18 protein-coding genes and 4 pseudogenes are annotated in these 21,867 nt (G+C 69.2%); 10 read left to right on the forward strand and 12 right to left on the reverse strand.

The features are described 5' to 3' along the window. From DIE06_RS07865 to DIE06_RS07875, 3 genes are all read right to left on the reverse strand, one after another. Window positions 1-3,141 carry an efflux RND transporter permease subunit gene (locus DIE06_RS07865; RefSeq protein WP_124660916.1) on the reverse strand — a complete coding sequence of 1,047 codons (3,141 nt, stop codon included), beginning with the start codon at window positions 3,139-3,141 and terminating at the stop codon, window positions 1-3. After that, window positions 3,138-4,256 carry an efflux RND transporter periplasmic adaptor subunit gene (locus DIE06_RS07870; RefSeq protein ID WP_124660917.1) on the reverse strand — a complete coding sequence of 373 codons (1,119 nt, stop codon included), beginning with the start codon at window positions 4,254-4,256 and terminating at the stop codon, window positions 3,138-3,140. Before DIE06_RS07870 ends, DIE06_RS07865 begins: the two co-directional genes overlap by 4 nt. An 82-nt stretch (window positions 4,257-4,338) precedes the next feature. Beyond that, the gene (locus DIE06_RS07875) at window positions 4,339-4,956 is read right to left on the reverse strand and encodes a TetR/AcrR family transcriptional regulator (protein ID WP_124660918.1); all 618 of its coding nucleotides are present in this window, start codon (window positions 4,954-4,956) and stop codon (window positions 4,339-4,341) included. A 77-nt stretch (window positions 4,957-5,033) separates the two neighbouring features. Between DIE06_RS07875 and DIE06_RS07880 the strand changes: the two genes are divergently transcribed. The 3 genes and pseudogenes from DIE06_RS07880 to DIE06_RS07890 all read left to right on the forward strand — a co-directional run bounded on the left by DIE06_RS07880 (window position 5,034) and on the right by DIE06_RS07890 (window position 7,307). Next, window positions 5,034-6,494 carry an efflux transporter outer membrane subunit gene (locus DIE06_RS07880; RefSeq protein WP_124660919.1) on the forward strand — a complete coding sequence of 487 codons (1,461 nt, stop codon included), beginning with the start codon at window positions 5,034-5,036 and terminating at the stop codon, window positions 6,492-6,494. A gap of 152 nt (window positions 6,495-6,646) precedes the next feature. Further along, window positions 6,647-6,936 (forward strand): annotated as a pseudogene (locus DIE06_RS07885) (type II toxin-antitoxin system RelE/ParE family toxin). A 2-nt stretch (window positions 6,937-6,938) separates the two neighbouring features. Continuing rightward, window positions 6,939-7,307 carry an addiction module antidote protein gene (locus DIE06_RS07890; RefSeq protein WP_124660920.1) on the forward strand — a complete coding sequence of 123 codons (369 nt, stop codon included), beginning with the start codon at window positions 6,939-6,941 and terminating at the stop codon, window positions 7,305-7,307. Between the two features lie 134 nt (window positions 7,308-7,441). Here the strand turns inward: DIE06_RS07890 and DIE06_RS07895 are convergent, their stop codons facing one another. From DIE06_RS07895 to coxB, 4 genes are read right to left on the reverse strand one after another with little or no spacing between them, the layout of a single operon-like run. After that, entirely contained in the window at window positions 7,442-9,037 is a 1,596-nt protein-coding gene (locus tag DIE06_RS07895; protein ID WP_124660921.1) for a cytochrome c, read from the reverse strand. Further along, the gene (locus DIE06_RS07900) at window positions 9,028-9,429 is read right to left on the reverse strand and encodes a cytochrome C oxidase subunit I (protein WP_124660922.1); all 402 of its coding nucleotides are present in this window, start codon (window positions 9,427-9,429) and stop codon (window positions 9,028-9,030) included. Before DIE06_RS07900 ends, DIE06_RS07895 begins: the two co-directional genes overlap by 10 nt. After that, a complete protein-coding gene (gene ctaD / locus DIE06_RS07905; RefSeq protein WP_124661064.1) occupies window positions 9,426-12,065 on the reverse strand; it encodes a cytochrome c oxidase subunit I in 2,640 nt (879 codons plus the stop codon). The genes DIE06_RS07900 and ctaD overlap by 4 nt, the downstream gene beginning before the upstream one ends. A gap of 13 nt (window positions 12,066-12,078) precedes the next feature. Continuing rightward, a complete protein-coding gene (gene coxB / locus DIE06_RS07910) occupies window positions 12,079-13,122 on the reverse strand; it encodes a cytochrome c oxidase subunit II (RefSeq protein ID WP_409364489.1) in 1,044 nt (347 codons plus the stop codon). Between the two features lie 256 nt (window positions 13,123-13,378). Between coxB and DIE06_RS07915 the strand changes: the two are divergent. Together DIE06_RS07915 and DIE06_RS07920 are read left to right on the forward strand one after the other, a co-directional pair. Next, window positions 13,379-13,465 (forward strand): annotated as a pseudogene (locus tag DIE06_RS07915) (short-chain dehydrogenase); the annotation flags it as partial. Between the two features lie 41 nt (window positions 13,466-13,506). Next, on the forward strand, window positions 13,507-15,285 hold the full coding sequence (locus DIE06_RS07920) for a glycoside hydrolase family 15 protein (protein WP_124660924.1): 1,779 nt from the start codon (window positions 13,507-13,509) through the stop codon (window positions 15,283-15,285). Between the two features lie 84 nt (window positions 15,286-15,369). On the opposite strand, the pseudogene DIE06_RS07925 reads toward DIE06_RS07920, so the two are convergent. Continuing rightward, a pseudogene (locus DIE06_RS07925) lies at window positions 15,370-15,938 on the reverse strand (thiamine pyrophosphate-dependent enzyme); the annotation flags it as partial. A gap of 462 nt (window positions 15,939-16,400) precedes the next feature. Here DIE06_RS07925 and DIE06_RS07930 point away from each other — a divergent pair. Both DIE06_RS07930 and DIE06_RS07935 read left to right on the forward strand, forming a co-directional pair. Beyond that, entirely contained in the window at window positions 16,401-16,883 is a 483-nt protein-coding gene (locus DIE06_RS07930; protein ID WP_124660925.1) for a BON domain-containing protein, read from the forward strand. 113 nt (window positions 16,884-16,996) lie between these two features. Next, window positions 16,997-17,482, forward strand: a complete 486-nt coding sequence (locus DIE06_RS07935; RefSeq protein WP_124660926.1) for a DUF1641 domain-containing protein — start codon at window positions 16,997-16,999, stop codon at window positions 17,480-17,482. A 267-nt stretch (window positions 17,483-17,749) separates the two neighbouring features. On the opposite strand, the gene DIE06_RS07940 is transcribed toward DIE06_RS07935, so the two are convergent. Continuing rightward, window positions 17,750-17,956 carry a hypothetical protein gene (locus tag DIE06_RS07940; protein ID WP_124660927.1) on the reverse strand — a complete coding sequence of 69 codons (207 nt, stop codon included), beginning with the start codon at window positions 17,954-17,956 and terminating at the stop codon, window positions 17,750-17,752. Window positions 17,957-18,571: 615 nt separating this feature from the next. Between DIE06_RS07940 and DIE06_RS38210 the strand changes: the two are divergent. Next, a pseudogene (locus tag DIE06_RS38210) lies at window positions 18,572-18,898 on the forward strand (RND transporter); the annotation flags it as partial. Window positions 18,899-18,935: 37 nt separating this feature from the next. Here the strand turns inward: DIE06_RS38210 and DIE06_RS07950 are convergent. From DIE06_RS07950 to DIE06_RS07960, 3 genes are all read right to left on the reverse strand, one after another. After that, complete coding sequence (locus tag DIE06_RS07950; RefSeq protein ID WP_260433553.1) at window positions 18,936-19,490, reverse strand: GNAT family N-acetyltransferase; 555 nt, start codon at window positions 19,488-19,490, stop codon at window positions 18,936-18,938. Between the two features lie 217 nt (window positions 19,491-19,707). Next, a complete protein-coding gene (locus DIE06_RS07955; RefSeq protein WP_124660929.1) occupies window positions 19,708-19,929 on the reverse strand; it encodes a hypothetical protein in 222 nt (73 codons plus the stop codon). 65 nt (window positions 19,930-19,994) lie between these two features. Beyond that, entirely contained in the window at window positions 19,995-20,315 is a 321-nt protein-coding gene (locus DIE06_RS07960) for an HPr family phosphocarrier protein (protein WP_409364490.1), read from the reverse strand. 308 nt (window positions 20,316-20,623) lie between these two features. On the opposite strand from DIE06_RS07960, the gene DIE06_RS07965 reads away from it, so the two are divergent. Beyond that, window positions 20,624-20,968, forward strand: a complete 345-nt coding sequence (locus DIE06_RS07965; protein ID WP_044843445.1) for a zinc ribbon domain-containing protein YjdM — start codon at window positions 20,624-20,626, stop codon at window positions 20,966-20,968. Between the two features lie 46 nt (window positions 20,969-21,014). Next, window positions 21,015-21,851 carry a spermidine synthase gene (locus DIE06_RS07970; protein WP_124660930.1) on the forward strand — a complete coding sequence of 279 codons (837 nt, stop codon included), beginning with the start codon at window positions 21,015-21,017 and terminating at the stop codon, window positions 21,849-21,851. Window positions 21,852-21,867: the final 16 nt, after the last annotated feature.

The raw sequence follows: 21,867 nt of genomic DNA on the forward strand, positions 1-21,867 counted from the left end.
TCAATCGCGCGCGTCCAGCGCGGGCTGAAGTGCGGTCTCGCCGGGCGTCGCCGGTTCATGGCCGCCGTGGCGGGCGGCGGCGGAATGGCCGGGCCGGATCCTGAACCAGATCGCGTACATCGCCGGCAGGAACATCAGCGTGAGGATCGTCCCGGCGAACGTGCCGCCGATCAGCGTGTACGCGAGCGTGCCCCAGAACACCGAATGCGTGAGCGGAATGAACGCGAGCACCGCCGCCATGGCGGTCAGGATCACCGGGCGCGCCCGCTGCACGGTTGCTTCGACGACCGCGTGGAACGGATCGAGTCCCGCGTGTTCGTTCTGGTGAATCTGGCCGATCAGGATCAGCGTGTTGCGCATCAGGATCCCCGACAGCGCGATGAGGCCGACCAGCGCATTGATGCCGAACGGCTGCCCGAACAGGATCAGCGTCGGCACCACGCCGATCAAGCCGAGCGGGCTCGTCATGAACACCATCACCATCGCGGAGATCGAGCGCACCTGGAAGATGATGATCACGAGCGTGACCGCCAGCATGATCGGGAAGAGCGGCAGCATCGCCGTCGTGGCCTTGCCGGATTCCTCGATGGAGCCGGCCTCCTCGATTCGATAACCGCTCGGCAGCGCGGCGACGATCGGCTGAAGCTGCTTCGTGATCGCGGCCGACACGTCCGGCGGCTGCAGGCCGTCGGCGATGTCGCCGCGCACCGTGAGCGTCGGCACGCGATCGCGCCAGCGCATGATCGGCTCTTCCATCCGCACGTCGACCTTGCCGACCTGCGACAGCGGGATGCGCTGCCCGTTCGCGCCGGCGAGCGTGAAGTCGTCGAGCCGTGCCGGGTCGAGCCGTGCATCGCCGCCCGAGCGCGCGATGACCTGCACGGTCCGGATATCCTCGCGCACCGCGGTGACGGGCACCCCGGTCAGCAGGAACTGCAGCTGCTGCGCGACCGCGCTGGACGTCAACCCGACTGCCTGCAGGCGATCCTGCTGCAACGTGAAATGCAGCGTCGGCGCCCGCGTGCCCCAGTCCGCATTGACCGTGCGCATCATCGTGCTGCCGGTCATCGCGCGCTCGACGTCGGCCGCGATGCCGCGCAGCTTGTCCGGATCGGGGCCCGTGATCCGGTAGGCCACCGGGAACGGCGAATACGGACCGAACACGAGCTGCGTCACGCGTACGCGCGCTTCGGGCGCGAGGCCGTCGGCGATGGCCCGCCGCAGGCGCGCCTTCAACGCGTCGCGCTCGTCCTGGCTGTCGGTGCGCACCACGATCTTCGCGAACGACGGATCGGGCAGCTCCGGCCCCATCGCCAGATAGAAGCGCGGCGCGCCCTGGCCGACGTACGCGGTGACGATCCTCGCTTCCTTCTGCTTCGCGAGCCACCCTTCGACCTTCGACGTGGTGGCGCTGGTTTGCGAAATCGACGTGCCGTACGGCATCTGCACCTCGATCAGCACCTCGGGGCGGTCGGAGATGGGGAAAAACTGCTTCTTCACGATCGCCATGCCGAGAATCGCGAGCACGAACAGCGCGATGACCGAACCGGCGACGAGCCATTTGCGGGCGATCACGCGCGTCAGCAATTGCCGGAAGCGGTTGTAGCGGGGCGTGTCGTAGATCGCATCATGACCGCCTTCGAACTTCTTGAAGTCCGGCAGCATCTTCACGCCGAGGTACGGCGTGAAGGCCACTGCAACGACCCACGATGCGATCAGCGCGATCCCGACGATCCAGAACATGTTGCTGGTGTATTCGCCCGCGGTGGAGCGCGCGAAGCCGTTCGGCATGAAGCCGACCGCGGTGACCAGCGTGCCGGCCAGCATCGGCGCGGCCGTATGGCTCCACGCATACGCCGACGCGGCCACGCGGTCGTAGCCTTCCTCCATTTTCACGACCATCATCTCGATCGCGATGATGGCATCGTCGACCAGCAGCCCGAGCGCGAGGATCAGCGAGCCGAGCGTGATGCGGTCGAAGTTCTTGCCGGTGGCGGCCATCACGACGAATACCACGGCCAGCGTCAGCGGCACGGCCGCGGCGACGACGAGGCCCACGCGCCAGCCCATGCTGACGAAGCTCACCAGCATCACGACGAGCAGCGCGGCGAAGAACTTGACCATGAACTCGTCGACGGCCGAGCTGATGTTCACGGACTGGTCGGTGACCTTGGTCAGGCTCATGCCGAGCGGCAGCCCGGCATTGATCTCGCCGACTTCGTGATCCAGCGCACGGCCGAGGTCGAGCCCGTTCCAGCCGTCGCGCATCACGACCCCGAGCAGCAGCGCGGGTTCGCCGTTGTTGCGGATCATGAACGTCGACGGGTCTTCGTAGCCGCGCTCGACGGTGGCGATGTCCGACAGTTTCAGCGTGCGGCCCTGCGCGACGATCGGCGTGTCGCGAATCTTCTGCAGCTGGTCGAACGCGCCGTCCACGCGAATGAAGATCTCCGGCCCGCGCGTCTCGACGGAGCCGGCCGGCGTCAGCGCGTTCTGGCCGTTGAGCGCGGCGAACACGTCCTGCGGGCTCACGCCGAGCGTCGCGAGCCGGTCGTGCGACAGCTGCACGTAGATGCGCTCCGCCTGCTCGCCGATGATGTCCACCTTCTTCACGCCCGGCACATGCAGCAGCCGCTGGCGCTGCGCCTCGGCATCGCGCACCAGCAGGCGCTGCGGTTCGCCCCTGGCCTTCAGCGCGAACAGCGCGAACGTGACGTCCGCGTATTCGTCGTTGACCATCGGACCGATCACGCCGGCCGGCAGATCGTTCGCCACGTCGCCGATCTTCTTGCGCGCCTGATAGAACTGCTCCTGCACCTCGGACGGCGGCGTGCTGTCGAGCAACGTCAGCGTCGTGAACGCGAGGCCGGGGCGCGTGTAGGTTTCGGTGCGGTCGTACCAGCGCAGCTCCTGCATGCGCTTTTCGATCTTTTCGGCGACCTGGTCGTGCATTTCCTGCGCGGTCGCGCCCGGCCATGCGGTGACGATGGTCATCACCTTGACCGTGAATGCCGGGTCTTCCGCGCGGCCCAGCTTGAAGAACGACACGAGCCCCGCGAGCGAGATCAGGCAGATCAGGAACAGCGTGATCGCGCGCTCGCGCACCGCGAGCGCCGACAGGTTGAAGCGGCGTTCGCTCACGATCGTGCTCCTTCGCTCGCGACCTTGGCGGCCGGCGCCAGCACGCGAACCGATTCGCCGTCACGCAGCAGCTGCGCGCCAAGCGCGACGACCTGCTCGCCCGGCTTCAGCGCGCCGGATACGCGGGCGCTGTCGTCGTCCAGATGCTCGACCGTGACCGGCCGCCATCCCACCCTGGCCGGGCTGCCTGCGACCACCCATACGCCGGGCCCTTTGCCGGCGTCGAGCAGCGCGCCGATCGGCACCTGCAGGCCCGCTTGCGGCGCCGCGCGCGCATCGTCCGGTATGCGGATCGTGACGGTCGCGCCCAGCGGCGCGTCGGCGAGCGCACCCTGCAGCACGTAGCGCGCCTCGAACGTGCGCGTTCGCGCATCGGCAGTATCGGAGAGCTGGCGCAGCGTCGCGGGAACGGTCACGCCTTGTTTGCCGAACAGCTCGGCCTGCGCGACCGAGCCGGACGAAGGGCGCAGCGTTTCGGGCAACTGGATCACGGCTTCGCGGCTGCCGGCGTGCGCGAGCCGCACCACCGGCTGGCCGGCGCTGACGACCTGGCCGGGTTCCGCGAGCGTGTCCATCACGACGCCGTCGCCGTCCGCGACGAGTTCCGCATAGCCGGTCGCGTTGCGCGCGACGTCGGCGTCGGCCTCGGCGGCGCTCAGCTGGGCTTTCGCGGCATCGGCCGCTGCCTTGACCTGATCATAGGCCGATGCCGATATCGCGCCGGTGCCGCGCAGGTCGCGGTAGCGGGCTTCGTCCTCGGCGGTCTGCCGCGCGCGTGCCCGTGCGGCGGCCACGGCTTCTTCGCGTGCGCGCGCCGCGAGCTTCAGGTCGACGGGATCGATCCGCATCAGCGGCTGGCCGCGCCGGACGGTTTGTCCGGTATCGACGAGCCGCTCCAGCACCTTGCCGGACACCCGGAACCCGAGGTCGCTCTGCACGCGTGCGGCGACGGTTCCGGTAAACGAGCGGGACGCTGGCGCGGCTGCCTGCACGATGGCGGTTCGCACGAGCGGCGCCTCCGTGCGCGGATCGGAAGGCGCTTTTCCGCTGCAGGCGGCTAGCGCGAGGGGCAGTGCGGAAGCGACTGCGAGGAGAGCGAGGCGACGCCGGACCATGAAAGACCCACTGACGAAGTGATCGGGGCTTTCATTGTGTATCTAGTGACCAAAATAGTCAATGGTCACGAATGGTGTCGGTTCACGGGGCGAGGCTGCGGAGGACCAGGCTCGACAACTGCGCGGGCGCGGCGTCGGTCGTGTCGAGGTTGTACTGCAGCAGCAGCGGATTCAGGTACGGCCGCATCACGAGGTAGATCGCCGACGCGGTTTCGTCCAGCGGCGTCTTGCGCTCGAACTCGCCGCTTTGCCGGCCCGCCTGCAGCACCTCCTGCAGCAGCTTCTGCACGCGCGCCTCATAGGCCTGCACCGACTGCCAGTTGCCGGTCGCGGCCGATGCGGCAATGTCGTACAGCTTGCGGTCGCGGAAGAACAGCCGCAGGCTCGCTTCGGTAAAGACCTTGAACATGCGCCGCAGCTTTTCGGTGGGCAGTTCCGCCTCGGCGACGGCGGCGTTCACGTCGGCTTCGATTTCGCGCAGGCAGTTCGCGCAGATCATCTCGCCGATCGCCTGTTTCGACTCGAAGAACTTGTAGATATAGGCCTTCGAGAAACCGATGGCCTTGGCGAGATCGGACACGGTCGTCTTTTCATAGCCGTACCGGCTGAAGTGCTCGGTGGCGGCGGCGACGATCTGATCCCGCACGTCGTGGTCGGCCGGGCCGCGCGTGGGAGTCGGGGAGGGGGCGTTTTCTTTCATGAGTTGCGGCTGACAGGAGTGGACAACGAGTGACTATTTGGTATTATAGTCACTACCTGATCTTTGCTAAAGCCGTCATGCTACCGAAACCCATCGTTGCCGCGGTGCTTGCCGCGCTCCTGTCGACGGGATGCGCCGTCGGTCCCGACTACGTGCGGCCGGACGTCGCCATGCCGCAGCGCTTCCAGGGCCAGGGCGCCGTGGAGCAGCGGCGCGCGGCGGCCGACGCCGAACTCGCGACGTGGTGGGCAGGCTTCGGCGATCCGCAGTTGACCCGGTTCGTCACGCTCGCGCTCGCGCAGAACCTCGATCTCGCGCAGGCCGCGGCACGCGTCGCGCAAGCGCGTGCCGGGCTCGGTGCGGCCAATGCGGCGCTGCTGCCTTCGGGCAATGTGACCGGCCAGGCCGCGCGCGCGTACCAGTCGGTCGAAACGCCGTTGGGGCGCGTGCTGGGTTCGACGCCCGGTTTCGACCGTCACGGCAACGACTACGAGGCCGATTTCAACGCGAGCTGGGAGCTGGATGTGTTCGGCGGGTTGCGCCGCGGGCGGCAAGCCGCGCTCGCCGACTATCAGGCCTCCGAAGCGGCGGCGGTCGCCACGCGCCTGGCCGTCGCCGCGCAGACGGCGGACATCTACATCACGATTCGCGGGTTGCAGGGCCGGCTGAAGGTGGCGCGGCATCAGGTGCAGACCGAGCAGGATCTGTTGTCGACCATCAACCTGCTATATGGAAAGGGGCTCGCGGCGGAGCTTCAGGTCAGGCAGGCCGAAGGCGCGCTCGCGCAGGTTCGCGCCACGGTGCCGGTGCTCGAAGCGGCGCTGGACACGGCGATGAATGCACTCGACGTGATGCTCGGCTCGCAGCCCGGCACGCATCGCGCGGAATTGCTCGACGGCGGCGACGTGCCGGTGGCCCCGCGGATCGCGGCGACGGGCACGCCCGGCGAACTGCTCAGGCGGCGACCCGACCTGATCGTCGCCGAGCGGCGCCTTGCGGCGTCGAACGCGCGCATCGGCGTGGCGATCGCCGAGTATTACCCGAAGTTCTCGCTGAGCGGATTGATCGGCAGCGCGACGACGATGGGCGCGGGCAACCTGTTTGCCGGCGGCGCAAACCAGGCGGCCGGCGTGCTCGGCTTGCGCTGGCGCCTGTTCGACTTCGGGCGGATCAATGCACAGATCGCCGAGGCCAAAGGGAAGGATGCCGAAATGCTGGCCGCGTATCGGCTCGCGGCGCTGCACGCGACCGAGGATGTCGAAAACGCGTTCTCCGCACTCGTCAAGCGCGACGAACAGGCGGCCGTGCTCGCCGACGGCGTGGATTCGCTCGGCCGCGCGCGGGCCGCGTCGTTCGCGGCGTACCAGAAAGGCGTCGTCAGCCTGATCGAAGTGTTGCAGGCCGACGAAAGCCTGCTGCATGCGTCCGACGAACGCGTGCAGGCGCAAACCGAATCCGCGCGCGCGGCGGTCGCGGCGTTCAAGGCGCTCGGTGGGGGATGGCAGGCGCCGGGGGCCGAGGCCGTTGCGAGCCGGTAGCGGTGTCGTCGGAATGTGGGCGGCCGGGCCGAGTGTGTGCCGAATGATCGACGTTTCTGGCGCTGCGACCTGAGTTCGGTCGCGGCGCCTGCGCATCGAACGAGCACCCCGGGGACGTAGCTATGATGTCCCTCATGGGTTACAATCGTCTCATGTTCAAAGTCCTGACCACCCCCCAATTCGACAAATGGCTTGACGGCCTTCGCGATCCGGTCGGCAGCGCCGCGATCGCATCGAGCGGGCGAAGCTCGGCAACCTTGGTCAGTGGCGCGCGATCGGCGACGGCGTCAACGAAATGAAGATCGATGTAGGGCCCGGGTACCGGGCCTACTTCGTGCGGCGCGGAAAAATCATCGTCGTGGTGTTGTGCGGCGGGGACAAGTCGACGCAGAACAAGGACATCAAGACGGCGAAGCAAATCGCCGCCGAACTGGAGGATTGAATATGAAAATCAGCGAACTGGCCGAATTCGATGGCTCCAAGTACCTGAAGGACGAGGACGCGATTCGTCACTACCTGGCGCAGGCGTTCGAAGAGGGGGATCCTCGACTGATCCAGGCTGCGCTCGGGAACGTCGCGAAAGCGCGTGGCATGACGGCGCTGGCGCGCGAGTCCGGTGTGAAGCGTGAAGCGCTCTACCGTGCGCTGTCGGAAGGGGGGAACGCGGAGTTTGCAACGATCATGAAGGTTGTCGGTGCCTTGGGATTGCACCTGACCGTTGCGCCGACGGTGCAGGCCGCTGAAGCGGCACCCGTGCCTGCGCCGACACCAAAGCGCGCGCGTTCGCGTGCACGCGCGGCGGCACACGCATAACGTTGTCCGCGCCCGGCTACGAATATCGTTCCGGCCTGCGTCGCTGGTGGAATGGCGTACGGGTCGAAGCTCGTCGGAATGCGACAGGTTCAACCGCCGACGGCATTGCGCAAGGAGCGGAACGCAGCACACCACTACCGATGTATCGCCCCGCGCAACCGCCGCACATCCTGCTCCGACACCGGCGCCGCGCGATTGCCCCACGCGCCGCGCACGTAGCTGACCACCGCCGCGATTTCTCCGCTCGTCAGCGCGCCGCGCATCGCCGGCATCCGCTGCACGGGGCCGTTCTCGCCCGGCGCCGGCCGCGCGCCTTCGACGACGATCCGGATCGTGCTCGTCGGATCGGCGGCCAGCACGATCGAATTGCCTGCTAGCGGGGGCCCGTGATCGCGCACGCCCGTGCCGTCCGCACCGTGGCAACGCGCGCAGAACCCCGCATACACGCCAGCCCCCGGCGCCTGCTGGCCGCCCTCCGGACGCGGGCCGGCCGCCGTCAGCCGCGGCACGCCGACACCGAGCGGATTCGTCGCGGCAGTCGGTTGCGCCGGCAACGACTTCAGGTACACGGCGATCGCACGACGATCGGCGTCCGTCAGCAGCGCGGTGCTTTCCCCGACGACGGGCGCCATCGCGCCGAACACCGCGCCGCGCACCGCATGGCCGCTCCGCAGGAACGCGACGATGTCGTCGGCCGACCAGCGGCCGAGGCCGTCCGCGTCCGCACCGGTCAGGTTCGGCGCGAACCAGTGATCGTTGATGCCGCCGGTCAGGAACGCGGGGCTGCGTTCGTCGTAGCCGCGCTCGTTGTACGCCGGCCCGCGCGGCGTATGGCACGCGCCGCAGTGACCGAGCCCCTGCACGAGATACGCGCCGCGATTCCATTCCGACGATTGCGACGGCTGCGGCACGAAGCGGTCGCGGTTCGCGAATGCCAGGCTCCACAGCCCGAGTGCCCAGCGCTGGTTGAACGGAAACGGCAGTTGCGTGCGCTTTGCCGCGTTCGCGGACGGCGCGACGCCGCGCATGAAATACGCATACAGCGCGCGCACGTCGTCGTCGGTCAGGTGTGCGAACGATGGGTAGGGCATCGCCGGATAGAGCCGGCTGCTGTCCGCGCGCACGCCGCGCCGCAATGCGTCGTCGAATTGTCGCAGCGTGTCGTTGCCGATCCCGTGCGTCGGGTCCGGCGTGATGTTCGGCGCATAGATAGGCCCGAACGGCGAATTCACCGGCTGGCCGCCCGCGTACGGCGTATGGTCGGCCGCGTCGTGGCACGCGGCGCAGTCGCCGGCGAGCGCGAGATAGCGGCCGCGCGCGATCGTCGCGGCATCGGCGCTCGCGGCGGCAGCGGCCACCACCGGACGCCGTGCCGCCGACGCGGAAGCCGCATCCGGCGGTGTAGCGGATACTAGCGACGATGCCGAGTTCGACGCCGTCGCATCGCGCGACCGTGACAGCCGCCGATCGCTTTCCACCCGGGCCGACATCGACGCGCCGGCATCGGCCGCCGGCGCGCGAATCTTCACGAAACGCCAGCCCGATGCGGGCTCGGCTGCTTCCGCCCCCGACGCGGCGTCGGCCGTCTCGCCGGCGGACATCGCATGTTCGTCCTGCCGCATGTCGCATGCGGCGAGCGCGGCGCACATGGCGCACACGGCCAGCGCGACACACGCGCGGCGCCCGGGAACGAGAAACGCCGGGAGCGAAGCGAACGAGATCAGCGCCATGGACTGCACGGCCCCACGAAAGCGGTCACGATCCCGGTGAACACGAGACCGATCACGAACCCGAGCGCGGCGAGCATCCCGCAGCGCGCGAGGAATCGCGTGCTGTCGTCGCGCGTCGCGGCCTGCACATCGGCGTCATGCCTGCGTTGCCACGTGCGCACGAGCCACGTGGCGAAGACGGCCGCCAGCGCGAACGCGCACGCGGCGATCAGCGCGAGCCACACGCCGACGTGCGCCCAGCGCGGCACGGCCTGCGCGACGCCGAGCGGATAGCACGCGGTCGACGCGAGCGTCTCGGACGCGAGCATCTGCGCGAACCACAGCGCGGGCGCGCCGACCAGGCCGGCCGCGATCGCGAGCAACGGGGTCCGCGAGCGTCGCACACCGTTCATCCCGACCTCCTGAGCCAGTACGGCGACACGTACAACGCGGTGAAGATGAACAGCCACACGATGTCGACGAAGTGCCAGTAGAGCCCGCCGACGGTCAGCGCGACGCGTCGCTCGCGGCCGAAGAAACCCGCGGCGGTCCACCCGGCGAGCAGCGCGAGAATCACGAGGCCGGCCACCACGTGCGCGAGGTGGAAGCCGGTGATGGTGAAGTACAGGCTGCCGTACAGATGCGCGGTCGGTCCATATGGATGCCCGTGCCACTCGTGCAGTTGAACGAGCGCGAACGCGATGCCGAGCCCCACCGCGACGGCGAGCGCGGCCACCGCGCGTAGCCGCCAGCCGGCCCGCACCGCGCGTTCGGCAAGCCAAACGAACACGCTGCTCGACAGCAGCACGACCGTGTTGCCGGCCGCGAGCCCGATCTTCGGCATCCCTTCGGGCGGCCACGGCGCGGTCGATTGCGACTGCAGGTAGAAGTAGCAGAACAGCAGGTAGCCGAACAGTCCGGCCTCGGTCACGATCAGCGTGATGACACCCCACCAGCCGCCCGCGCGTTCGCCGCAACTGCCGACCGGCAACGGCTCGACGCACGGGGCCGGTGCGCCGGGCGGCATCGTTGCCGACGGCGGCGCTTCCGGATCCAGCCCGGCGGCCGCCGACGGCGCCTGCGTGGCGTCGCGGGCCGGCAGGCGCGCGCGCTGCCCGAGCGTGCCGCGCGGCCACAGCCACACGGCGGTCCCGATCGCGCACCCGGCCACGGCCACGCAGACGAGTGTCGGCGAGCGCGCCAGCATCGCGGCGAACACGGCGGTCGCGAGGAGCGCGAGCACGAACGGCACGCAGCTGTCCTCGGGCATCTTCAGGATCGCGTTCGGCGTCGCCGCGAGCGGCGTGACCGCGAGCGCCTCGCGCCCGTCCGCGAGCCGGTAGCCGACCCGCGCGCTGGTGCGCTTCGCGTCGTCGCGCGCTTCCCACAGCGGGTGCCGCGATGCGACCAGCGGCAGCACCGCGAAGTTGTACACGGGCGTCGGCGACGCGACCGACCATTCGAGCCCGGCCGCGCCCCATGGATTCTCGCCGGCGCGCGCCCCGCGCCGCGCGCTAACGAGCGCGTTGACGACGAACATCACGATCCCGATGCCGAACACGAATGAGCCGAGCGTGGTCAGCAGGTTCGACGTGTCCCAGCCCATCCCGGACGGATAGGTATAGATGCGGCGCGGCATCCCGAGCAATCCGGAGACGTGCATCGGGAAGAAGCCGAGGTTGAAGCCGACCAGCACGACCCAGAAGGTCCAGCGGCCGAGTCTCTCGTTCATCATCCGCCCGGTGAATTTGGGGAACCAGTACGTGACGCCGCCGAGCACCGGGAACACGTTGATGCCGAGCAGCACGTAATGCAGGTGCGCGACGACGAAATACGTGTCGGTCAGCTGCCAGTCGAGCGGCACCGCGGCCGTCATCACGCCGGACACGCCGCCGATCACGAACATCAGCACGAAGCCCGCGAAATACAGGAACGGCGTGCGGAACACCGGGCGGCCGGTCCAGATCGTCGCGAGCCACGCGAACACCGCGACCGCGCTCGGGATCGAGATCAGCATGCTCGCGGCGCCGAAGAACGCGAGCGCGAGCGGCGCGATGCCGGTCGCGAACATGTGATGGACCCATACCTCGAAGCCGATCAGCATCGTCGCGACCGTCGATACCGCGACGGCCTCGTACGCGACGAGCGGCCGACGGCAGAAGGTCGGCAGCGCGTCCGACACGATCCCCATCGCGGGCAGCACGACCACGTACACCCACGGGTGCGCGAACATCCAGAACAGGTGCTGCCACAGCAGCGGCCGCCCGCCGTTCGCGACGTCGAAGAAATGCGTACCGGCATTGCGGTCGAGCCACAGCAGCAGGAACGCGAGGCTCACCGACGGCACCGCGACGAGGTTCGCGACCGATGCGGTCAGCGTGCCCCATACGATGATCGGCAGCCGGTCGATCGACATCCCGTGCGCGCGCATGCGCAGCAGCGTGACGACGAAGTTCGCGGCGCCGCCGGTCGTCGAGATGCCGAGCAGGATCATCCCGAGCGCATAGATGTCGATGTTCGCGCCGGCGCTGTAGTCGAGCGACGTGAGCGGCACATAGTTGAACCAGCCGCCGTCCGGCACCGCGCCGAGCGGGAAGCTCGCATACAGGAACACCCCGGCGAACAGGAACGCCCAGTACGAGAACGCGTTGAGCCGCGGGAACGCCATGTCGCGCGAGCCGAGCATCAGCGGCCACAGGTAGTTCGCGAAGCCCGACAGCACCGGCAGCGCGTACAGGAAGATCATCGTGACGCCGTGCATCGTGAACAGCGCGTCGTACTGCGCGGGCGAGAGCACCGTCGCGTTCGGCCGCGCGAGCTGGATCCGCATCACGAGCGCCTCGACACCGCCGAGCAGCAGGAACGCGAACGCGGTGACGATGTAGCGCAGCCCGATGCGCTTGTGGTCGACCGTACCGAGCCAGCCGTGCCAGCCGGGTTCGGATTCCCACAGCGCGGCCAACTCGCGCTCGTGCGCGGAGCCCGGCGGCGCGTCGCCGACGTCGGGCACGCGGCTGAGCGGGGTGGGCATGTCGCGCGCAACGGCCATCGTCATCCTCCGTTCAGTGCAGCGTCGCGAGATACGCGGCGAGATCGTCGGCGTCGCGCGGCGCGAGCGCGAACGACGGCATCAGCGTCTGCGGCTTGACCTGCTGCGCATGCGCGATCCAGCGCCGCAGGTTGTCGGGCGTGTTGTCGAGCATGCCGGCCGCGAGCAGCCGGCGCGACCCGAAATGCGACAGGTCGGGGCCGGCGTCGCCCGCCGCGTCGGTGCCGCGCACCGCATGGCAGCCCGCGCAGCGGGCGGAGAACACGTGCCGGCCGCGCTGCTCGGCGCCGGCCGCGGGAGCGGGCGCCGGCTGCCGCTGCGCGGCGAGCCACGCGCGAAACGCGTCGGGCGGCTCGGCGACGACCTCGAAGGCCATGTGCGCGTGCTGCGCGCCGCAGTATTGCGAGCACTGGCCGCGATAGACGCCGGGCCGGTCGGCCTGCAGCCACTGGTGATTCGTCTGGCCGGGGATCGTCTGCGTCTTGCCGGCCAGTTGCGGGACCCAGAACGCATGGATCACGTCCGCGCTTTTCAGTTCGATGGCGACCGGTTCGCCGACCGGGATGTGGATCTCGTTCGCGGTGACGAATGCGGCGCCGCCCGCGTCGTCCGGATAACGGACGGCCCACCACCAGTCGTGCGCGGTCACGACGATCGTGAGCGCGGGCGGACGCGGCGGCGATGCGACCGCGCCGAGCACGCGCAGCATGTATACGAGCGCGCCGAACAGCAGCACGATCGAGATCGCGGAGCCGGCCGTCACGATCGCCAGCCCGTTGTCGTGACCGCCAGTTGCCTGGGCGCGGCGGCGGAACATCGCGAGCAGCAGCAGCACCGCGATCGCGATGCATACGAACGTGCACAGCGCGAGCAGCGCCCAGCCGAGCACGAACACCGGCCGTGCGGCCGGGCCCGCCGCATGCGCGACGTAGGCAAGCGGCAGCGGCCCGGCGGGTCCGGCGGGCTCCGTGCCCGCGCGCGCGGCCGCCGGTGCGACGACGCACGCGGCGGCGATGCAGGCGACACGGTGCGCTTTCATGAACAGCGGGTCGAGCAACGCGACTCCTTGACGGATTCGACGGACGATGCAGCGGGCTGGCCACAGCCTTTCGCCGCGGAGCAATTCCCGTGCGTGCGCCGTGCGAACGCGCACGGCGCTGGCGTTGCGTACGTAACGTCCGGTGCGTTACAGCCAGCTTGTAAATTTGGCGACGGTTCACCCTGCGCGCCCGGATCGCATGGCCCCCGCGGTGCGCGGCACGTCGCTTGCTACGCCGATTGACGGCCAACCTGAAAAACGGGAGGGATCAACCGTGAAGACCGTCGCGATCACCGGCGCGAGCGCCGGCGTCGGCCGTGCGACCGCCCATGCGTTCGGCGCGGTGTTCGCGGTGCTTGCGGCGGGCTTCGTCGCCGCGCGCAAGCTGAACCGGTGAGCGCGATGCGAATCGAGGACTATGCATTGATCGGCGACGGCCGCAGCGCCGCGCTCGTCGCGCGCGACGGCAGCATCGACTGGCTGTGCTGGCCGGACTTCGACTCGCCGCCATGCTTCGCCGCGCTGGTCGGCACGCCCGACAACGGCCGTTTCCGCATCGCGCCGCACGAACCGGGCGCCCGCGCGACCCGCCGCTATCTGCCCGGGACCGCGGTGCTCGAAACGACGTTCGAGACGCCATCGGGCTGTGTCGTCATGATCGACTGGATGAGCTGGGCCGCACCCGATCCGTGCCTGATCCGCAGCGTGCGGGGCGAGCAGGGCACGGTGGACCTCGACGTCGATCTGGGCGTGCGTTTCGACTACGGCCATGCGCTGCCGTGGTGCCGCCGCCTGGGCCGGCGCTGGCGGATGATGACGGGCGGCGACGCGATGTGGCTCGACGCCGACATGCACCTCGACGTGCAGGACGACCGGCTCGTCGGCACGCAGCGCATCGCGGCGGGCGAGCGCGCGGATTTCTGCGTCAGCTATGCGCGTTCGTACGACCGGCCGCCGTGCGTGCCGGATCCGTACGCGTCGCTGCGCGACACGCAGGCGTTCTGGCGCGTCTGGTCGACGTGCAACGCGGCGCAAGGCCCGTATTGCGACGCGATCGAGCGTGCGCTGATCACGGTGAAGCTGCTGTCGAGCGTGCGCACCGGCGGCATCGTCGCGGCGCCGACCAGCTCGCTGCCCGAACGCTTCGGCGGCGCGCGCAACTGGGATTACCGGTTCTGCTGGCTGCGCGACGCGAGCTTCACGCTGCGCGCGCTGGTGCGCTGCGGCTACCGCGAGGAAGCCGCGCGCTGGCGCGACTGGCTGGTGCGCGCGATCGCCGATCACCCGGCGCAATTGCAGGTGCTGTACGCGGCCGACGGCGGCCGGCGAGCGGACGAATGGGAGGCCGCGCACCTGGCCGGCTACGAGGGCGCGCGGCCGGTGCGCTTCGGCAACGCGGCGGCCGAACAGCTGCAGCTCGACGTGTACGGCGAAGTGCTGGCCGCGCTGTATCAGGCCCGCCGGCACGGGCTGCCGCCCGACGACGACGCATGGATGCTCGAGCGGCGGCTGCTCGAGCATCTCGCGACGATCTGGCGTGAGCCGGACGAAGGGATCTGGGAAGTGCGCAGCGGCCGGCACCAGTTCACGTCGTCGAAGGTGATGGTGTGGGCGGCCGTCGAAAGCGCGTGCCGTTCCGCGCACGCGTTCGGCCATCATGCGCCGCTCGACGAATGGCGGCGCTGGGCCGACACCGTGCACGCGAACGTGCTCTCGCGCGGCTATCACGAGAAACTCGGCCGCTTCGTCGACCGCTACGATGGCGACGGGCTCGACGTGAGCCTGCTGCTGATTCCGCTGACGGGGATGCTCGATGCGTCGGACCCGCGCGTCGCGGCGACGGTCGCCGCGATCGAGCGCGAACTGGTCGTGGACGGCTTGCCGTTCCGTTATCACCCGCCGCGTTTCCGCGATGGTTGCGAGGGCACCGAGGGCGCATTCGTCGCGGCCGGGTTCTGGCTCGCCCAGGTGTACCGGATGCAGCGGCGCGACGATGATGCGCATGCGCTGTTCAAGCGGCTGCTGGACTTGCGCAACGACGTCGGGCTGCTGGCCGAGGAATACGACGTGAAGGCGCGGCGCATGTGCGGGAATTTTCCGTTCGCGCTCGCGCAGGTCGGGTTGATCAACGCGGCGCTCGCGCTGCAGGGCGACGGCGCCGACGACGTCGATGTCGGCTGACGCATCGCACGGCAACGCACCTCATCGCATCGCGCGAGACGGGCCGGCACCACGAACCTGCCGTGCCGTCCCGCCCGTCATCCGCTACGACTCGCGCTTGCCGCCCTTGCCGCCGTGTTCGCCGTTGCCCGGCAGCACGGCCGACAGCACCTGCCGCGCGGTTTCGATGATCACGTTCGCTTCGCGCGGGTCGCCCTTCACCAGCGTTTCGGCGAAGTGCTTCGCCTGCTGCAGCGTCACGTGCGGCGGCAGCGGCGGCACCTCCGGATCGCTCTTGACTTCCAGCACGGCCGGACGGTCGGACGCGAGCGCCTCGTCCCACGCGGCGCCGAGCTGTTCCGGATCGTCGACGTAGATGCCCTTCAGGCCGAGCAGCGTCGCGAAACGGTAGTACGGCACGTTCGGAATCTGCTGCGACGCGTCGAACTTCGGGTCGCCTTCCATCACGCGCTGCTCCCACGTGACCTGGTTCAGGTCCTCGTTGTTCAGCACCATGCAGATCCAGCGCGGATCGGGCCATTGGCGCCAGTACTTCGCGACTTCGCGGCCGCGCGTGCCGCCAGCGTGTCGCGCCAGTCGGCATTCCATCTCGCGATCCGGTCGCGCCAGCCGGTGTCGCTGCGTTCCTTCAGCAGCGGCAGCAGCGCGCGCAGCTGGCGGTTACGGTGCGGGGGCCGCGTCCGCGCAAGCGGCGCGGGCATTCCCGGCCGGCATTCCGGATGTCGGTGCGATCTTGAAATCGCAACTAACGGTCAATCGCGCTCCCGCCCGCGATACGGACACGCATGCGCGACGGTCACTCACGCCGCCCGACGCCAATGTATGAACCGGCTTGCAGGCGGCGAGCTGGATCCCGTACCGCGCTGTTCGCGTCGTGTCGGCGAGGCACGCGTCGGCTTTCACGCGCGGTGCCGTTCGTTGCCGACGGCGTGCGCCGCTCGCGGAATTTTCAAGCGCTTGTCATTTCGATCGCGCCGTTGCAGCGCGAGCAAGGCGCTCCGGATGCCGCACAGCCGGGCGCGTGGCGCTGTCGCCGCCGCATCCGCACGCGGCACGGCATGTGCTGCCCATGACGACGAAGCCCGGCGGTTCCGGGTATCGACTACGGTGCTCCCATGACTTCCAGAACACGTTCGAACAACCCGTTGTTGACCCTCGCGGTGGCCATTGCGTGCGGCGCGGCGGCGATGTACTTCCTCGATCCGGCATCAGGCCGGCGGCGGCGCGCATACGTGCGCGACAAGGCCGCCGCGGGCCGCCATGGCGTGGCCGACTACGCGCATACTCAGGCGAAGCGCGCGGCCGACCATGCGCGCGGCAAGATCGCGGGGCTGCGCGCCGACTGGTTCGCCGGCGACGCGGACGACGCGCTCGTTACCGAACGCGTGCGTGCGGCGCTGGGCCATCTGGTCGGGCGTCCGCGCGACGTCGACGTGACCGTCGAGCACGGGCACGTGCGCCTGAGCGGGCAGGTGGAAGAAGCGGAACGGCATGCCGTCGTCGACGGCGTGGCCGCGCTGCGCGGCGTGCAGACCGTCGAGGACACGATGGGCGCGCGCAGCGAATACAAGGCGCCGCCCGGCGGCCCGATGCAGTGACGCCGGCATCGGTCGCGCGCGGGCGGGCGCGGTGCACGAAGCACGACACGAATCCGGCGCACACGCGGCTGCCGCAGCGACGGCCGCGCGGCGCCCCATCCGGAGAACAGCTGATGACCGATCGCCCATCCCCCGACACGAAGCCTCCCGCACCGGAGCCCGATGCGCACCACGCGCTCGAAAGCCTGCTCGGCAGCCTGCATCGGCACGGCTTCCTGCGTTTCGCGAACGAGGTCGTCAGCGCGAATGCGCAGATGGCCGAGACGTTCATCGGCGCGTTCGACAAGCCCGGTATGCAAAGCGGCGCGCAGAACCTTGCGGCGCTGGTGATGGCGCTGTCGCGTATTCCGCCGGAGCAGTTCGGCAAGGCGGTATTCGCGGCCGCCGAGGCGCTGCATCACATCGGCGCGTGGAAGCCCGCCGAGCACGAACATGTCGCGCCCGGCGTGCGCGGCGCGTACCGGTTGCTGCACGACGAAGCGCTGTGGGATGCGCTGACGCCGCTGCTCGAAGGGTTGAAGGTGTTCGCGCAAGGTCTCGCGCGCGAATCGAACAAGCCGGCGAGCCCGTCGCTCGGCGAGCGGCCGACCGACGCGTGACGGCGGCGAGCGGCGGCAGGCCGGGCAGCCCGCACAGCGCCGCGAGCCGATGCACGATGCGCTGCGTCGGCGGGCTCGCGCGGCGCAATGTTCAGGTGAGCCGGTTACCCGTCGGAACAAACGCGGATGCGCCTGCACAGCGCATCAGACCAGCGCGTCAGACGCGCCGTCCGCGATTTTTCAACGCATTGTCGTTTGTGCCGCACGTCGGTGATGTCGATTCATCTGCCGACAGGGACGATCCGCGGCCTGGCGCGTGTCGTCGCGTCAGCGGGCCGGCGTACGGTGCGATTGCTCGTCGGGGCGAGGTGCCGACGCGCCGTCGTCGGAGGGTTCCGGCTTGCCTTCGGCAGGTTCGTGCGCGCTGCGTGGCGGCGGCGTGTCCGTGCCGTCGCGCTTGCCTTCGGGGCCGCGCGCGCTGTCGCCGTGGTCTCGCCCTTGCGGGTCGGTGTCGAGCGAGGTCGATCGCGTCATCGTGGCCTCCTGTCGCGATGATCGGATCGCGAATCGCGCGCATCGCGCGTGCGCGCCGCATCCGTCGTACGACACGCCGGCCGGGTGCGCCGTTTGCTCGCCTGCAGGCCTGAAGAAGTCGAGTGCAATACCGAACGCGACTGCCGCCTCGAGCGATATCTCATGCCTGCTGCGATCCTGTTTCCCTTGTCCGTTCGTGAGCGATCTCGCGTCGTGTTCCGCGGCGCGTTCACGCCGGGGCGGTCGGCAGGCTTCCCCGAGCCCTGCGCGGACGCTGCGTCGTTGCTGCACGGGCCATCGAGCGGGCTTGCACCCGTGACCGTCTACCGTGCCGGTGACGGCGGCAACGGCGGGCGCACCGGGGAAGGTTGGCACGACGCACTCGGCACGGACGCGCCGGGCGGCGGCGGAGGTGACGGCCATCCGCACGACGATCGCGGCGGCCGCACCGGCGGCGATGGCGACGGCGACGGCGGGAGAGGCAAGCGCGAACGCTGGTGGCCGGGCAGGAAACCGTTGATCATCCTCTGCGCGGTGGTGTTCTTGCTGGTGACCGCGGGACTCGCGTGGTGGCTCGCGACGCGCGACCAGGAAGGCGCCGGCTATGCGTCTACCGTCGGCAACGTGCTGGCCGTCTACCGCACCGACCCGACGCGCGGGCCTGCGCTCGATGACGTGGTGAAGGCCGAGCAGGGCGCGCTGGAACTCGCGCGCGATCGTCACCGGAAGGGGCTGTCGCCGTTTCCCGACGTGCCCGACGCCGGGCGGCAATGGTCCGAGGGGCGGCAGCAGGCGGTGCAGGGCGCGTTGCAGACGACGACCGATCCCGGCGCGCCGTACAAGGCGCTGGGCGGCGGATGGCAGGCAACCGGCTCGGCGATGGGGCGGGCTACGGTTGGTACGACGTCGCCGCAACAAGCCGATACGGCCCGCGCGCGATAGCCGCGCCGCAGCGACCGGCGTCCGGCATCGAGGTTACCTACCGGCGCGCCCGCGAAAACAGCAGCGAATCGGCGTCGTTGAAGCGGATCCGCACCGGATCGGCATACCCGGCCTTCTCGGCGACGCGGATCGACGCGATGTTGGTCGGCGCGATCAGGCATACGCTGCGTTCGAACCGGATCTGCGCATCGAGCCAGCCGAGCGCGTGCGACAGCGCCTCGGTCGCATAGCCCTTGCCGTGCGCCCAGCTCGCGAGCGCCCAGCCGGCTTCCGGCACGCCGCGAATCGACGGCTCGACCGCGCGATGGAAGTCGGCGAAGCCGAGATCGCCGACGTAGCGGCCCGATGCCTTCTCGCGAATCGCCCAGTAGCCGTAGCCGAGCAGCGGCCACAGCCCGCGATACGCGAGCAGCCGCATCCACGAGTCGCGCGGCGCCGACGGCTTGCCGTTGAAGATGTGTGCGACGACGGTCGGCTCGGCCCACATCGCGGCGAGCGCGTCGAAGTCGCCGAGCGGATGGCCTTCGAGGATCAGGCGGGGGGTGTCGAGCACCGGCGGGGACGTGACGGGCGGCAGGGCGCGGGATGTCATCGGGCGTTCCATGGGGAAAGGAAGGCGAAGGCGGCGTCGTGCGCCGCGTTCGTGCCCCGTACGATACCGCGGAAACTTCGGCGCGGCCGCAAATCCCCGCGTGCAGCGGGGAATGCGATCGCATCGCCCGGATGGCCGGCTGCGGATTGCTTCATGGAGGACGTCGACACGCCCACGTGCTTCCCATGAAGCGGCATCGCACCCGTGCCGGTGATGCCTACTTGCGGCTCTTCAGGAAGTTCCGCCCGTGCGCCGTGATCGATGCGCCGGAGCGGCCATTCGTGGCATGGCTGACGAAGCCCGCGCCGACGAGTTCCTGCGCGACCGACCAGCCGAGCGCCGGCGCATCGCGGCCATAGCGCACGTCGGCGAGGCGCTCGAGCGCCCAGAGCGCGGACGCGGACAGGTTGGGGGTGTTGGACGTGACGTTGTCGTTCATCGCTTCCTCGGAGAGTGGTGATTCAGGGTGAACGGCACGAGGCCGTGGGATCGGGCGACGCAGCGTCAACCCGCCTGCAGCAAGGGCAGCAGCGCCTGGAGCGCGGCGTCCTCGTCGGGGCCGGTGGCGAGCACCTGCGCGGACGTGCCGCCATGCATCTGCAGCGTCGCGATGGCCGTCGCATCTTTCGCGCTGCCGCTGAGCCCGTTGGCGAGCAGCAGGATGTCGCTTTCGAAGCGGTGTGCCGCCGCGACGATCGCGTCACGGGACGCGATCGCACGGCTGCGGTTCCATGCGGGGCCGATTTCAACGTAGACGACGGTTGCCACGGTGCGGATCAGCCTCGGGGAAAGTTGCCGGAACGGCGTGCAATGGCCGGCCGGCAGCACGGCGGGACCGCGCGGCGCGCGGCTTCCCGACGGGGCGCCGGGCGTTGTGCACCCGGTGCCGGGGCATCATTCATCTCGAACATGTCGACATCCTCAGCGAAACCGCCATCAAGTCCGGCGAATGATCGAAAGTGGAGGATTATAATACGGCAACCGGTTTATGTGTATTGCATTATAATGTTGTGTGCGTGATGCCCGGCCTGTCGGTCTGTCGACGGCTGCGCGACACGTGCAGCCGGGCCGTGTGCTTGCATGCCCGGCATTTTTTATCGATTGACCCGAACTCCCACTGAATGGAAGCTGCAATGAACGCCGCCCCCGCCTGCCCGCAATGCGCGATGGAAAACACCTACCCGGACGGCACGCTGTACGTGTGCGCGGACTGCGGTCATGAATGGTCGGCCGGCGCCGGCGCCGAAGCGGGCGACGAACCGGCGGGCGACGTCGTCAAGGACGCGAACGGCAACGTGCTGTCGGACGGCGATTCGGTCGTGCTGATCAAGGACTTGCGCGTGAAGGGTTCGTCGATCACGCTGAAGATGGGCACCAAGGTCAAGAGCATCCGTCTCGTCGGCGGCGATCACGAAGTCGATTGCAAGACCGACATGGGCGGCTTCATGCTGAAGGCCTGCTATCTGAAGAAGGTATGACCGCACACCGTACGAGCGACGCTCCGATCAACCGGGCCTGCCGAGCATGAGCGAGGATCGAATTTCCTATGACGCGTTCCTGCGGTTCCTGGCGATGCCGTTGAACGACGGCCGTCCGTTCGTGCTCGAGACGAAACATGCGGTGTCGCTGCACTTCGACCACTTCGGCACGCAGAGCTTCATGTCGCTGAAGGATCCGGTCAGGCTCGAACTTGGCTATACGCGCGTGATGATGGGTTTCCTGCTGCTGCAGCCGGTGCCTGCGCGCATCTGCATGATCGGGCTTGGCGGCGGATCGCTCGCAAAATACTGCTATCGGCACCTGCCCGACACGGCGATCGACGCGGTCGAGATCAACCCGGAAGTGATCGCGCTGCGCGACGTGTTCAGGATTCCGCAAGACGACGCGCGCTTCGCGGTGGTCTGCGCGGACGGCGCCGACTACGTGGCAAGGCCGGAGGTCCAGGCGGACGTGATCCTGCACGACGCGTTCGTCGCCGACGGCATGCCGGGCCGCTGCACGGGCACCGCCTTTTTCGATACGTGCCGTGCACGCTTGAGCGAAACGGGCGTGCTCGCGATCAATTTCATGGACGACGATCCGGCGTTGCCGCGACATCTCGCGCAACTGCGCGCGGTGTTCGACGATTCGTACGCCCTGGTGCCGTGCGGCGACGACAACAACTTCATCGCGTTCGCATGGAAGAACGGCAACCCGCTGCCGTCGCTGCGGATCCTGCTCGAGCGCGCGCTGGCGTTCGGATCGGCCGGCGAGCTCAAGCTGTCGTCCACCGCCCGGCGCATGAAGGCAGGGGAATGCATCGATCCCGAGCGGCTCGTCTGGCGCGCGCGTGAACATGCACGATGGGAAATCTGCGCCTGACGGCGCGGTGGGTTCG

Source organism: Burkholderia sp. Bp8998 (assembly GCF_003854235.1).
Classification (GTDB): domain Bacteria; phylum Pseudomonadota; class Gammaproteobacteria; order Burkholderiales; family Burkholderiaceae; genus Burkholderia.